The 14,198-nt window shown below is 36.2% G+C and carries 14 protein-coding genes; 3 read left to right on the forward strand and 11 right to left on the reverse strand.

Annotation, left to right across the window (positions count from 1 at the left end):
- Window positions 1–86 precede the first annotated feature (86 nt).
- The 4 genes from SJW71_RS17185 to SJW71_RS17200 form a co-directional block, all read right to left on the reverse strand.
- Window positions 87–830: an SDR family NAD(P)-dependent oxidoreductase gene (locus tag SJW71_RS17185; RefSeq protein ID WP_274796269.1), complete on the reverse strand. Its 744-nt coding sequence runs from the start codon at window positions 828–830 to the stop codon at window positions 87–89.
- A gap of 447 nt (window positions 831–1,277) precedes the next feature.
- Window positions 1,278–2,327 (reverse strand): Cfr family 23S rRNA (adenine(2503)-C(8))-methyltransferase, encoded by a 1,050-nt coding sequence (locus SJW71_RS17190; RefSeq protein ID WP_431811260.1) that lies wholly within the window; start codon window positions 2,325–2,327, stop codon window positions 1,278–1,280.
- A 157-nt stretch (window positions 2,328–2,484) separates the two neighbouring features.
- Window positions 2,485–2,646 (reverse strand): hypothetical protein, encoded by a 162-nt coding sequence (locus SJW71_RS17195; protein WP_274796267.1) that lies wholly within the window; start codon window positions 2,644–2,646, stop codon window positions 2,485–2,487.
- A gap of 184 nt (window positions 2,647–2,830) precedes the next feature.
- Complete coding sequence (locus SJW71_RS17200) at window positions 2,831–3,415, reverse strand: TetR/AcrR family transcriptional regulator (protein WP_274796266.1); 585 nt, start codon at window positions 3,413–3,415, stop codon at window positions 2,831–2,833.
- Window positions 3,416–3,657: 242 nt separating this feature from the next.
- Between SJW71_RS17200 and SJW71_RS17205 the strand changes: the two genes are divergently transcribed.
- Window positions 3,658–4,851 (forward strand): MFS transporter, encoded by a 1,194-nt coding sequence (locus SJW71_RS17205; protein ID WP_274796265.1) that lies wholly within the window; start codon window positions 3,658–3,660, stop codon window positions 4,849–4,851.
- A gap of 206 nt (window positions 4,852–5,057) precedes the next feature.
- On the opposite strand, the gene SJW71_RS17210 is transcribed toward SJW71_RS17205, so the two are convergent.
- The 4 genes from SJW71_RS17210 to SJW71_RS17225 all read right to left on the reverse strand — a co-directional run bounded on the left by SJW71_RS17210 (window position 5,058) and on the right by SJW71_RS17225 (window position 9,684).
- The gene (locus tag SJW71_RS17210) at window positions 5,058–5,687 is read right to left on the reverse strand and encodes a response regulator transcription factor (protein WP_274796264.1); all 630 of its coding nucleotides are present in this window, start codon (window positions 5,685–5,687) and stop codon (window positions 5,058–5,060) included.
- A complete protein-coding gene (locus tag SJW71_RS17215) occupies window positions 5,653–7,911 on the reverse strand; it encodes a sensor histidine kinase (protein ID WP_431811261.1) in 2,259 nt (752 codons plus the stop codon). The genes SJW71_RS17210 and SJW71_RS17215 overlap by 35 nt, the downstream gene beginning before the upstream one ends.
- Before the next feature lie 78 nt (window positions 7,912–7,989).
- Window positions 7,990–8,799, reverse strand: a complete 810-nt coding sequence (locus SJW71_RS17220) for a CPBP family intramembrane glutamic endopeptidase (protein ID WP_431811262.1) — start codon at window positions 8,797–8,799, stop codon at window positions 7,990–7,992.
- A gap of 441 nt (window positions 8,800–9,240) precedes the next feature.
- On the reverse strand, window positions 9,241–9,684 hold the full coding sequence (locus tag SJW71_RS17225) for a GNAT family N-acetyltransferase (RefSeq protein ID WP_431811263.1): 444 nt from the start codon (window positions 9,682–9,684) through the stop codon (window positions 9,241–9,243).
- A 771-nt stretch (window positions 9,685–10,455) separates the two neighbouring features.
- Between SJW71_RS17225 and yiaA the strand changes: the two genes are divergently transcribed.
- On the forward strand, window positions 10,456–10,926 hold the full coding sequence (yiaA, locus tag SJW71_RS17230; RefSeq protein ID WP_274796260.1) for an inner membrane protein YiaA: 471 nt from the start codon (window positions 10,456–10,458) through the stop codon (window positions 10,924–10,926).
- A gap of 321 nt (window positions 10,927–11,247) precedes the next feature.
- On the opposite strand, the gene SJW71_RS17235 is transcribed toward yiaA, so the two are convergent.
- Together SJW71_RS17235 and SJW71_RS17240 are read right to left on the reverse strand one after the other, a co-directional pair.
- The gene (locus tag SJW71_RS17235) at window positions 11,248–12,297 is read right to left on the reverse strand and encodes a 2,3-butanediol dehydrogenase (protein ID WP_274796259.1); all 1,050 of its coding nucleotides are present in this window, start codon (window positions 12,295–12,297) and stop codon (window positions 11,248–11,250) included.
- A gap of 17 nt (window positions 12,298–12,314) precedes the next feature.
- A complete protein-coding gene (locus SJW71_RS17240) occupies window positions 12,315–12,953 on the reverse strand; it encodes a GntR family transcriptional regulator (RefSeq protein WP_274796258.1) in 639 nt (212 codons plus the stop codon).
- Window positions 12,954–13,374: 421 nt separating this feature from the next.
- Here SJW71_RS17240 and SJW71_RS17245 point away from each other — a divergent pair, with 421 nt between their 5' ends.
- Window positions 13,375–13,758 (forward strand): winged helix-turn-helix transcriptional regulator, encoded by a 384-nt coding sequence (locus SJW71_RS17245; protein ID WP_274796257.1) that lies wholly within the window; start codon window positions 13,375–13,377, stop codon window positions 13,756–13,758.
- 115 nt (window positions 13,759–13,873) lie between these two features.
- On the opposite strand, the gene SJW71_RS17250 is transcribed toward SJW71_RS17245, so the two are convergent.
- Window positions 13,874–14,167, reverse strand: coding sequence for a putative quinol monooxygenase (locus SJW71_RS17250; protein ID WP_274796256.1), 294 nt, complete (start codon window positions 14,165–14,167; stop codon window positions 13,874–13,876).
- Window positions 14,168–14,198 lie beyond the last annotated feature (31 nt).

Raw genomic sequence — 14,198 nt, forward strand, 5'->3', positions numbered from 1 at the left:
AAAATAAAAAACTGCATCTCCAATTGTTAGTTAATAGCTAACAAGTAGGATGCAGTTCATGATAAATGTGTATTTAATTATAAAGATTAAACAGCTGTGTAACCACCATCAATTGGTAAAGTTACGCCTGAAATAAATGATGAATCATCACTAGCTAGGAATAATACTGTTTTGGCTACTTCTACAGGTTTACCTAAACGTCCCATTGGATGAAGACCTACCAAGCTATCAATGACATTTTGTGATAATGTGTTCATAAGCGGTGTTTCAATATAACCTGGAGCTATAGCATTTGCACGTATTCCTTCTTTACTATATCTAGCAGCTACTTGTTGAGTTAGCATTTTAATGCCACCTTTTGAAGCTGAATATGGGGCAAGACCATCACGTGCAACTAGACTATGAATAGAACCAGTATTAATTATAACTCCACCAGTACCTTGTTTTTGGAATTGTTCAATTGCATATTTATCTGAAAGAAAGACACTTGTTAAATTAATATCAATTACTTTTTGCCAAGATGCTAAATCTAGATCGTGTACATCAGCCTCAATGTTAATGCCAGCATTTGCAAACATAACATCTAATTTCCCAAACTTTTCAACCGTTGTAGAAACTAAATTTTTAATTTCGTCTTCTTTTGATACATCAGTCTTTACAAAGATTGTATCGTAGCCTTTTGAATTCAATTCATCAGAGTATGCTTGTCCCTTATCTGCAACATCAGCGATAGCTACTTTCGCTCCTTCTTTTGCAAATTCAAGTGCTGTAGCTTCTCCAAGACCACTTGCCCCTCCTGTTACAATGACAACTTTATCTTGAAATCTCATAGTAAGTTCCTCCTACGTAATGTTCTAAAATATATCCCAGATTTGATTCAGGTTACGTTTCAATCGCACCTGATGAACCTGACACGCTAACGCAAGTGCTGTTACACGGCCAATATCAAAATGAACTTACAATCTATAAAATTTGATATTGCCTCCTATTGCTTTTTATTTCTGCTTGCATAAGTAGTATATCTTCTAGGAAAAAACGTATTCAATACTTTAGAAGGAATGAGCTTATTCCTTTACAGTTATATAAGAAGGAGTTTAGCGCAATGAACCTATATAACATATCCCCCAAGTTCACCTTGTTTTTTTATTGGTCATCCAATTTGGATTACATCGTATCTTTTATAATCCACTTTTTTTCTACTGGAACATTCCTATTTTCTTCTTGATCATTAGCTTTTATGGCACTTCCCACGTTCTGACCATTACCTTCACCTTTATTTATTTGGTAATTGTTTTTTGATAGTTTCCATATAATTGCCCGCAAGCCGCATCTATATCTATGCCAAATTGACTTCTTATCGTAACGTTAATTCCTGCTGACTTTAATTCTTTATAGAAGTTTTCAACACGATTTTCACCTACTTCTTCAAATCTCATAGGTGAACTAAAAGTTGGGTTATATCTGATGATGTTTACATGGTACAAGTTCCCTTTCTTATATCTACTTTTTAAAAGATTTACTATTTCTTTTGCATGTTCAATAGAATCATTCACTCCAGCTAACAAAACATACGCAACATAAACCTTTCTTGAGGTCACCCGTATATGCTCATCTAAAGTGTCCATTACATCCAATAAAGGGAATTGATCATTAATTGGCATTAACTTGCTTCGCTGGTCATTGAATGGAGAATGTAATGAAAAAGTCAAATTAACCTGCGGATAATTTTGAGTCAACTTTTTAATGCTTGGAATAATGCCTATAGTCGAAATTGATAATCTGCGAGGACTTAAAGCAAATAACCTCGGATTTGTAAGAACATTTAAAGCATCAAAAATTTGTACATTAGCTAATGCTTCCCCCATTCCCATAAAAGAAATACTATCAATTGAATGTCCTTTCAAGTGAAAATACAAAATTTGGTCTGTAATTTCATCTGATGTGAGGTTGCGTTTTAATCCTATATCTCCAGTAGCACAAAATTTACAACCAAAATTACAGCCACACTGAGAGGATATGCAAAATGACTCCCAACCAGCTTTGTATTTCATATTTACTGTCTCTATTTTTTCATCCCCTACAATTTCAAATAGAACTTTTGTCACTTGTTCAGAATGTTGTACTTTTAACGCTTCAATATTTAAAATCGATTCTCCAAACTCCTTTATTAACATTTCTCTTAGGGATTTAGGAAGAACCGTTATGTCAGTGAAATTATTTATCCGACCTTGGAATATAGCATTTGTAATTTGGTTCATTCTAAAATTAGGGAAATTATTCTGATTTAAGAACTCTTGAATTCTTGCATACTTGTTTTTTTGTTGCATATTTTCTCACCCTTCAATTTAACTCTTTTTTGCTTGAGTAAAATTTGAGGGAGTTATCATCTAACCTTTTTTATAAAATTAAGCACAAAAAAACACCGACACAATTATCGGTGTTACTACGCTTAAAAAATCTTACACAAATAATCAAGGACATTATTTATGTCATTGAATTAAAGTTTATTTGCTGTAGAGAAAAAGCTCCGATAACTGATTTTGTTTGGTTATTTGGCTTAAAAAAGGACAGACCACTCCCTTTATACGCCAAACGATTTCCAAGTTTTGCATTTTTACCGAACAAAATTCTAAAAACTGTTATCATTGCTTTCACCTCTTTTCTGTAAATAATAGTAATAGATACCATAGCATGAAGTTTCCCTTATGTAAAGATAAATGTTTGTTTTACAGAGGTATCACTCATTATTATAATCACACTAAGGTTTTGCACTATATATGTGCCCCCGGCTATTTTAAGGTTTGAAAATAAGATTCCAGTAAACCTATTTTTACTGCTTGATAGTACGAATTCCCTCAAAAGCGTTTACTATTAATTGTTGTACATAGGATTCATCTAATGGTTCGCCGGTCACAAGTAATCGATAGAAAATTGGACCATAAATTAAATCAATACATATATCAATGTCGATATTTTTTTTCAATTCACCACGTTCTACCCCTTTTTCTAAAAGACTGCCTGCTTCAAGTCGGCGAGGGCGAAAATATCGATCACGATAGGCATCTGCCAATCCGGAATCAAATTGTCCTTCTCCTAATAATTGCTTAATTATTGTCCCCTCTCGACTCGTCAAAAACTTCGTTAAATTTGTGGCGTGAATAAGTATATCATCGTATGCCGAACCAGTGTCAGGCACAGGCAATCTTTCTGAGGCAGCATAAAGAAAACCATCCATTATTACAGCAGCCTTGTTTGGCCACCATTTATAAATAGTTGCTTTGCTAACTTGGGCACATTCTGCAATTTTATCAACAGTTACAGCCTGAAACCCGTTTTCTAATAATAAATCATACGATGCTGATAGGATTGAGTTTTGTGCTTCTAAATTACGTGGTCTCCCTCTTTTACCATCCATTATAAGTATCACCTTTCTTCCGGAATTTAAAAACTATAAGTTCAGTATATCAATTATATAGAAAAACAGAAAGTTGGATTTGCCTATTTACAAAACTGTACGTTCAGTATATTATGTTGTTAATCATTTTATATACTATACGTTTAGTATTTATAATTGAACAAAACTTAAGGGAGGAAACAACATGGCGTTGTAATTATTAGTGTTTAAACAATAAATTTTCACATAAGGAGTTGTTCAGTATGCCTAATATAACTAAACAAACATTTGAAAAAAACATCCCTTCTTGGTTAACTTTCCTGTTGGCAACAGCATGCGGTATCATTGTTGCTAATCTGTATTATGCACAGCCCTTAGTCGGAGTAATTAGCTCATCAATCGGGTTGTCAGCAAACAGTTCTGGCTTTATCGTTACGTTAACACAAATCGGTTACGTAGTCGGTTTGTTATTTATCGTGCCTTTAGGAGATATTTTAGAAAATCGGAAGTTAGTTGTCTCATCTTTACTTATCACGGCAGTTGCTCTCATCATTACAGCACTGTCTAAACAAACTTGGTTGTTCCTAGCCGCTTCATTTGTCATTGGTTTAGGCTCGGTAGCTACCCAAGTACTCGTCCCCTTTGCTTCTTATCTTGCATCCGATTCTTCACGCGGGCGAGTTGTTGGCAATGTGATGAGCGGTTTGTTACTTGGAATTATGCTATCACGTCCTTTATCGAGCTTAGTCGCTGATTTTTTTGGCTGGCATGCCATATTTATTTTATCTGCTATAGCTATTATTATTTTAGCTATCGTACTTGCGAAGGTGTTACCTACAAGAAAGCCTTCAACTGACACTCACTATTTAGCTCTGCTCTATTCTATGTGGCATTTGCTAAGAACAACCCCAATATTACGCCGTCGGGCTGCATATCATGCATGTGTATTTGCATCTTTTAGTTTATTTTGGACTACAGTTCCTCAACTGTTAACTAGCTCTATGTTTCATTTTTCTCAGAAAGAAGTTGCATTATTCGCGCTAGTTGGAGTTGCAGGTGCAGTAGCTGCACCCATAGCCGGACGAATTGCAGATCGTGGCTTTACTAGACTTGCAACAGGAATAGCACTCCTTACAGTTGTTATTTCTCTTTTATTGCCACTTATCATCCAAACAAGTTCACCCATCGGAATAGCTGTTCTCGTAGTTTCATCGTTATTGTTGGATGCTGGAGTATCCGCAAATCTTGTGCTCGGACAACGCGAGATTTTCTCGTTGAGTTCCGAAATTCGTAGTCGGCTGAATGGGTTATTCATGGCTATTTTCTTTTTTGGCGGTGCAATTGGATCTGCAATAGGGGGGTGGGCATATGCCGAGGGAGGATGGAGTACAGCATTATGGGTTGGAATAACATTTCCAATTATATCCTTACTTTATTTTACTACAGAGAAGAAGTAATTCTATAATTTTTTCTTTAGAGAAACGGAGTTGGAGATTTCTTCTTAATCCAAATCCGTTTCTTCAATTATTAATCTAACTATGTGCTTTATTACAAATTTATATTAATGTTGCCATGGGCCGTTTGGCACTCAGACTCATTCCTACTTCACTATTCACTATCTAATGTAAAAAGTATCGCTATAGCGGCAATTAACACTTTAATGCTAGCTTCTGTCGTATAAGCGTTCTAGCAATCCCATTTCATAGCCTTTTGCTACCGCCCCGACCCTTGTCTTCACCTCAAGCTTTTGGTTAATTGCCGCCATATGATATTCCACCGTCCGCTGACTCATAGCTAGCTCCCTAGCAATTTCTTTATTTGTCTTCTGAAGCGCTATTTGCTTTAGTACAGCCTTTTCTGTTGGTGTTAATTGATCAGCTCTCGGTAATGTAGTGATATTTTCCGGTACGAGCCGCAGACCAAGCATACTCTGCCGAATGGCATTTATTATTTGTGGATAGGTCGCCTGCTTCGATAAATAAGCATGTATTCCTATCTCATAAGCTTTTTGCACATATTCATCGTAGACATAACCCGACAGCACGATCATTTTGATTGCCATATCGTAAGTCCGCTTTATTTCTACTGCCAAGTCAAATCCCGTCATACCTGGCATTGAAATGTCAATTACGGCGACGTCCGGCTTCAATGTACCGATACGTTTAATCACCTCAAGCGGGTCACTGAATGTCTCTACGACCTGCATATCCTGCTCACGCTCTAGTCGATTTTTCAATCCCTCCATGACAAGTGGATGATCATCGAGTAACAGAACTTTGATTGGTTGATCCATAATTTGCTTCACCTCCCAGTTTTGACAGTCTAATAAAGACAATAGTACCTCGTTCAGCTTCCGATTCAATCTCGATACCTCCTCCAAATTGAGCTACTTGACTACTGATTGTGACAAGCCCAAACCCTTTAGAGTCAGTACTGTCTTTAGCTTGTACTGGATCGAATCCGATGCCATCATCACTTACCTTTCCACAGAACGCGTCATCATTTTCCCATAGCTGAATTTCCAACTTTTGTGCCTTCGCGTGCTTAACCGTATTATTTGCAAGCTCCCTAACAATTCGAAATAGTGTCATTTTGTATAATGGAGGCAACGTAGCTGGCAATTTGTTGTCCAACTTAATTGCAGGGCCTCCGTTCTCTTTAACTGTGCGTGCGAGCCAGAGCAGTGCTGCATCTAACCCCGCCTGGTCAATGATGTGAGGATATAAATCATCGCATAGCTTTCGGATGTCACGTTGCGTATCGTACAAACATTTTAACCAAACGGCGGTTAACTGCCTGTCACTTCGCTCGGTATCGTGTAACTCTTCCAAATCGCGAGCAAGAAAAATTAGATTCTGCAACACATGATCATGCAAGTAATATGACAACCGAATCCGCTCTGCCTGCTGGGCTTCTAGCAATCTGTATTCTGAGGTTTCCTTTGGTAATTCACTTCTCGCTCCTCTTAGTTCATCGAGTAAAGCAGCACCCATCAGGAGACTAACGGTTTCTTGCCTTACTTTGTTGATTAAGCTTAGTTCTTCAGGCGTAAAGGAAGTATTATTTTTTTTTGAACCAAGTCCCAAATAGCCTATGACCTTTCCATCAGGCTGTACAAGATTCATCACTTGTGCAAAAACAGTTAGTGAAGGTTGGCTAAAATTGGTATGCGTCTCGGTAAATTGGCCTGTTCCATAGATAATAGCTTCACTTCCCCGATTCCAGACGAAGCAAAGCCCTTCAATATCTGTCACGCTATGGACGAGCTCGGCAAGCATTCGTAATAGATCACGGCTATTACGATGTTCAGCAAGCCTAATCGACATCTCTAACCTTTGTTGATCCAATAGATTTTCCCGTTTCTTCCTCTGTCGTTTGAAACTATCAAGTCCAAGTCGGTGTAGCAATGTGAGAATAATAAACGCACCACACAATATAAGTGTTAGTAGAGATGCACTAGAACGTATAAGCGCTGCTATCAGGATAGTTGCAATCCCCAAAAATAATCCATTAATAACTAAACTAGGGAGATAAAAACGGATATCTAGCAGCTTTTGTCTGGTCCACAACGTTAGGATGGAAGCTGGGAAAACAATAAGACCGGCCAATGTCATATCCGGCAACACTATGTATTCCCCCCATAGTAGATCAGGGAGTGCATATAAAAACAGGTAAGGTAACAGGCCAAATGTCAACGCAGCAACAAATGTAAGAAGCTGATTTTTTTCAGCGCGATCCATCGTACGCCAATATATGATAGTAATGACGAATAGGGCAAGTAATGTACCAATCAGTGCTGCATTAAGAGCACTCCTGGTCCATCCTGGGATGACCCCTAGCGAGAAAACTAGTAAAGCATATACAGCGAACATAGCTGCCAATACCCGATAGACAGCCATTACTAAACCAATCCACCTTGGGACCGTGCGAAATACGAAGGCAACGAAGAAAGCAAATAGCAGGTAAGGCAACCAACTAACAACGACAGGCAATATTAGTCCAGTAAGCACAGTCTCTGTTGAATAGACCGATAGCAGCGTCGCCGCCATAAATACATTTAATGCATAAAAACGACGCACCATATAGGACTCAGGCTTGTTCCTATAGGCAGCCAGTCCGATAACGAGCAGCGCCAATTCCACGCATGCTGCATACAAACTTTTATAAACTTCTGACATTGCTAATTCACTACGCAATTCGAAGCGACCCAAGCCCTCGCGCTCGAACTGAAGTACCCCCAATTTCTTCAGATAAGCACGATTACCTAATTTCATTATTTCTGGCTTTTGACCATCAACCGTCAAAAGTCTGTCACCGATATGGATGTCCCATTCTCTAACCTTACCGGCTGGATCGATGGATGCAACGACCCAGGTGTTTCCGTCTTCAAGGAACATTAAACCAGTATATGGATTCTTTAAAGTAATGGCATGAATATAACCTGCAACAAGTAAAAATAACAAGGCTGAACTGTATACAGCTAAATTATATTTACGGGCTATTTTTTGCAAATCCACTCACCTCTCTTTAAATATATTACTCTAATAAATCACTTAGTCGAGCATAAAAGTAAAGGTGAATGACATGCTAAGAGCTTATCGAACTCCCACTAAATACATGTTAATCATCCCCCATAAAAAATTGACAAATAAATGCAGCAGGATAGCGCCATAAATATTTTTGCGCAACTTCACTAAGATTTCTTCAGGAATCATTATGGCTAACGGTACGTACGCCCAGTTAATTGGCACTTGCCACATGTGATAGAGTTGAAAAATAATGGCAATCCATAGCCAATCAAACTTGAGAATTCCCACTTTACGTAGCAAATAACCCCTAAAATAAATTTCCTCACCGATAAAATTTCCAATTAGGCCAATTAGCAATAACGGTAACGGAAAAGCTGGATCATAGTATCCTTGATAAAAAACATGCCATTCCCCCATATGGAAAGCAGGGAACCCATTCAGCCATTCAAAAAATGGTGGATAGACATATTTTACATAAGGTAACGATAAAAGCGTGAATAGAATCGTCAAAATCGGAAAGACGAATACCAGCCCTTTCAGATCAAGTCTGGTGAAGCCTAAGTATACGAGTGATTCCTTGAATGAAAGTCTGTCCTTGTATCGTAGCATTAGGAAAGGAACGAGCATATGCCAGCCGGCACTCATTAGGACAAGCACATATAACTGCAAATAATGAGCTGATAAGTCGGTCCATGCCATTATCATTTCTCGAAGCGGATAGATGAAAACATATGCTATCAGACCGGGTAACAAACCAATAAACAAGTAAAAAGCAATTTCTTTTTTTGTTTTGGCTTCATATTTACGGACGAAACGGATATAGTTCGGATCAGACAAGTTGAAAAAATCTACAAGTTTACGGTAAACCTCAGACATGACAAAACCCCTCCTGTTATTCTCAAAATGAACTTTAATTTCTTAAAGTACTCATTGAGCATAGCGGACTTTGGTGTCTACAGAATCCGTATTTTCCGTCAAAATTAAGTTTACTTACGCATTCTTTTTGCGTGTTCACGCAAAAAAATAATATTGCGTTTTTTGTTACTTCACGTCAATATTCATTTAATTAATAAAAGATTCAGCCAATATACGGTAAATAAACAATTGACTTATAAATATCACAAGAAAATGTTGAAGTAAAAGTTATCCCTATAAATTGAAAACCCAAACAATTTACAGAACATTAAATTAATGTTTTGTAAATAGTTCGGGCTTTTTGGCTAAAATCTAATTAGGATGGTTCATTCCCTGCAAAATTAACTTCGAAAAATGAAAGAAACTAAAAATAATATTTTTTTTTACCTAAATGCTTCAGCTTCATGAAGAAAAGCTAAATTTAGCCAGCATTTCACCCCATGGAGCAATTCCTACTTCTTCAAATCCTACACTCGCATATAATCTTCTTCCCTGTTCGTTTTCCGGTTGATACCCAAGCCATACTACGTCAGTACAATCATTTCTGCCTTCTATATCTTGAATAATTAATTTCATTGCGGTCTTACCATATCCATGTCCTTGGAAACGTTCATCAATCATAAATCTATAAATCCAGTAGTTCCCATCGTCTGAATCTATTCCATACATTGCAAAACCTATTAACTTTTCATTGCAGTAGATTGATTTAATTTTTAAATGAGGAAATATTTTACTTTCCGCAATTGAATACAAATTTGATGCTACATAACTTTGCTGTTCCTGCTTTACTTTCAGTTCTATGCAATCTTCCCAATTACTTTGATCAATAGATTTTAAATAAATCAAATTTGGATTCCTCCTATAATAGTCTAGTTTATTTTATCCGAATCATTAAATTTATATTGTTTTATTTGCATAACACATCACTCCTTATAGGATATTATAGTTTACAAACTTTAATAGAAAAACTCTCATGTATAAATTGAGTTCTTTTATAAGAATATCCAATTTTACTAGCATTATATCCTGCGTTTAATCGTTTACTTCTGTAATTTACCTTCCATTTCAACTAATCGAATTTAAAATCATCACCTTCTTTTTATTTCTTCATATTCTATAGAAAGAAGTTGAATAATGTAGGGCAAACGTTATGGGAAGAAGCATATTCATGTTAGCGTTTGTAGTCTCTGGTGATTTCAGTTCATCAATAGTGTGGTTTTTAACAGCTTTATTTGTGGCAAAACAAAGCTGTTATCAATCATTTTTATGATTTCTATTATTGTAGTCGCAAGTCTAATATAGCGGTGCATTGACATAATCAGCTGTGTCTTTGAATAATCTGAAACAAAGTTAATCTTAGTACACAATAGAATTTTCCAAAAAATCACCATGAAGCCTTTATAGTTTTGTTGTCATTGAAGAACTAGGCACAGTTGCACCATTTATAATCCATATTAACCGTCTATATTTTTACAAAATAGGACAAATTTAAGCTGTTTCCTACAAAAAGAGTTGCTTTTTTACTGAAAGTGAGATTTTGTAAATTTCTGTTCTCATAACATCCTTTTAGAATGATAGAATGTTTTTATACAGTGAAAGAAGGAGGAGAAGGATTCATTGTCTAATCAAAATGAAACTTCATTAGATAAGGAAAAACAACCTGATCAGAAAATTAAAATAGAAAGAAAAGAGGGAGAACCGACTGCTGCTTTTAAAGGTGCTTCTTGGGCAGCTTTGCTAGTAGGTGTTTCTGCTTATCTTATAGGATTGTTCAACGCAACGATGCAACTAAATGAAAAAGGGTATTACTTAGCCGTTTTAGTTTTCGGACTCTATTCAGCCATATCGTTACAAAAAGCGGTAAGAGACAAAGATGAGGGAATACCCGTTACTAGTATTTATTATGGTATTAGTTGGATCGCACTTATTCTATCTATTTCATTAATGGGTATTGGGTTATATAATGCTGGAAGTATTGTTTTAAGCGAAAAAGGTTTTTATGGTATGTCCTTTGTTCTTAGTTTATTTGCATCCATTACGGTCCAAAAGAACATTAGAGACACACAAAGAGCAAAAGAAAGAAATTAAGTTATATCACTCAAGGAATCTAGAAGTTCATTCTGGATTCCTTTTGTCATTTGTTCTTGTCTCATTACACTCCTAAGCGCATCAAGTCCTCGGCCTGTCCAAGTTCAGTACAATACGCTTTCGATTTATGTAAAAATCTTTCCTATTGATATTTGGTACCCTGCCCCCTGTTGTACGTTGATAGTGAAAAAAGTCGAGACTAATTTTTCAAGCCCCCTTCCCTCTATCAAATTCCGAGTAAAACAATGTTATGTCAGGAGACTAGACGAAAAGAGCATGGCTGTAATTAGCCATGCTCCGTTAGATATACATTAATCTATATTATTTTTCTCCACTTATCGCAACTAAAATCTTAGATTGTGTTTTGTCACTTGTTAACGTTTTGAATCCTTTGTCAACAATCTCATCTAGTTCAATTTGACTTGTGATGATTCCTTGTGGTTTTAGTTGACCAGAGCTCATAGCATCTATTGTTCTTTGGAAAATTGATGGTGTATAAACAATTGATGATAATACATTAACACCTGTATTTGTAAGTTGCATTGGATTCCATTCGATCGGTCTAGCAAAAATCGAAACAATCATCATATTACCACGAGGTTTTGTTACATCAATTGCTTGTTTAAAGGTAGGAGCTACTCCAGCAACCTCAAAGGATACATCAACTCCATCTGCTACGATTGCTCGAACTGCTTGTACAGGATTTTCTTTACCTGAGTTAATAACATGAGTTGCCCCTAATTCTTTTGCCTTCTCTAGTCGTTCGTCAGATAAATCTAATACAATAACTTTGCTTGCACCAGATGCTTTGGCAGCGATTACTGTTAATAATCCGATTGGTCCGGCCCCAAATACTGCAACTGAATCTCCTAGTGTAACCCCAGCATCTTTGACAGCTTGTACAGCAACAGCCATTGGTTCTACAAGTGCACCATCTTGTAATGTTAAATTATCTGCTAAACGGTGGATATTTGTTACGGGGACGTTGACATATTCTGCAAATCCACCGTCTCCATGTAATCCGATAAAGTTAAATCCATCATAACGATCGACATCTTCATGCTTGTTTCTATACGTTAAAGTAGGGTTGATTACAACTCGGTCCCCTGCTTTAAAATCAGTAACCTTAGCGCCAACTTCTTCGATGATTCCAGCAAATTCATGTCCCATTGTAAGTGGGGCAACCTCACCTGTTAATTCAGCTTTGACATCAACTGGTACGAAAACGGGACCTTCTTCGTATTCATGCAAATCACTTCCACAAATACCAGCCCACGCTACTTTTACTTTCACTTCTTCTTCTCTTAAAGCTCGTAATTCAACCTCTTCGACTCTAATATCTTTCACACCATGCCAAACTGCAGCTTTCATTTATGTTACCCCCAAAATTATTTAAATTGGTACCATAAAATAACATCTTTAATAGCTACTCGTGCATTATCAAAATCCGATGCTTCTATACACTTGATAAATGTATTGATGGACATATGATAGGATTCAACTAGATTCATTTTCCATTTTGTTTGTGCAGCTACGTTTGTAACAAATATGGTTTCTTTAAAAAATCGTAGCATCGCAATATTTCCTGTAACATCAAAAAACAATTGTAATAAGTGTGCAAACGAAACAACATATTCATAAATATTTTCAGCAGACTTTCTTTGTTTCATTGCTTCAAAACGACGTAATAGTTCGCTTTGCAAATCGGCCGTCCATTTAGATTCACACTTTGTAAGTGCAGTATCCAATAGGTAATAAAGCGCTTCCAAATAATCCTTCAATTCCTGATCCGTTATAATCTTCACTCTTACACCTTTATGTTGAACTTTTTCAACTACACCATCTTTTTGTAAAAGATAAAGAGCCTCACGGACAGGTGCATGACTTACTTGTAACTCTTTTGCAATTTCCGCTTCTATTAAGCGCTGACCTTGTTCATAATACCCAGAAAATATACGAAATAATAATCGTTCAGCTATTTGCTCAGAAATTGTTTTTTTTGAAATTGAATTTTCATCAAACCCCATTAAACCACTCCATTAAATTTATATCTTCTATTTTAACATAGTTCAGTGTATAGGGTGATTAGCTAAAGGTGTTATATATTATGGATTATAGATTATCGATAATCTATAAAGGTATTTTAATATAAAAGCTTGTTACTTTCAATTATCTTGTTTTGGAATGCTATTGAAGAATCTTTTAAGAGAAGTTTAAAACGCTAGGAAAATGATTGTTACGTTGATTTGATAGTTAATTTGAGATGGTTTGCGAAGATGAGGATATAAGATAGTAGTTCTGAGCCTTACATAATGACTCACATTAGATTGATATGGAGTTTTAGAATAAAGTTCCTTTGATTTTTTTAATATTGTGTAGTAATATATACATACTTAAAAAGAATGTACAGTACTTTTAGTTACTTTTGTATATTATAGGAGGTTTACAATGCAAAAAATTTATAATATTGGTGTTGAAGCTACACTTGAAGTCATTGGCGGTAAATGGAAACCGGTTATTCTTTGTCATTTGAACCACCATGGTAAAATTCGAACAAATGAATTCCGACGATTAATTCCAGGTATTTCCCAAAAAATGCTCACAAGTCAATTAAGAGAATTAGAACAGGCAGGATTAATCAACCGAAAGGTCTTTAATCAAGTACCGCCCAAAGTGGAATATTCCTTAACCACTTATGGACAAGGAATGGAACCTATTCTAAACATGCTTTGCACTTGGGGCGAAAAGCATGTTGAATTATTACAGGAAAATGGCGAAGATGTCATGTTAAAACAACGTGATGATGATATAGCCATGCAGCAAACATCGTAATGAGAAGGAAAAAGAGACTGTCAAACACAAGACAGTCTCTTTTTCCTTTTTAACGCATTTAGGGTTATGTCGTATTATCTATTGAGAATGTGAACGGTGCCATAGGATCTTTCATTTAAGAATTTACTATTTGTAAACGATGAATCTCTTGTTTTTCCAGTAGCGGTTCTGTTTGCTGACCACAATATTTATAATGTTCAGCGTTCATATGAAATATAAGCGCCTCTTCATCTTTCCATCTTTCATAAAAAATAAATGTATCACTATTTTCAACAGATTCATGAAGAGTATATTGGAGACAGCCGTCTTCCATTCGAGATGCTTCAACTAAGTTTAATAACTCTTTTCTAAGCAGTTCACCTTTCCCAGATTTAGCTTTTAAAACCGCATTGATTATAATTTCTGTCATTCTTTTCTTTCTCCTTGTTAAGGATAGATTA

It is taken from the genome of Lysinibacillus sp. FW12, assembly GCF_050817245.1.
In the GTDB taxonomy this organism is placed as follows: Bacteria; Bacillota; Bacilli; order Bacillales_A; family Planococcaceae; genus Lysinibacillus; species Lysinibacillus irui.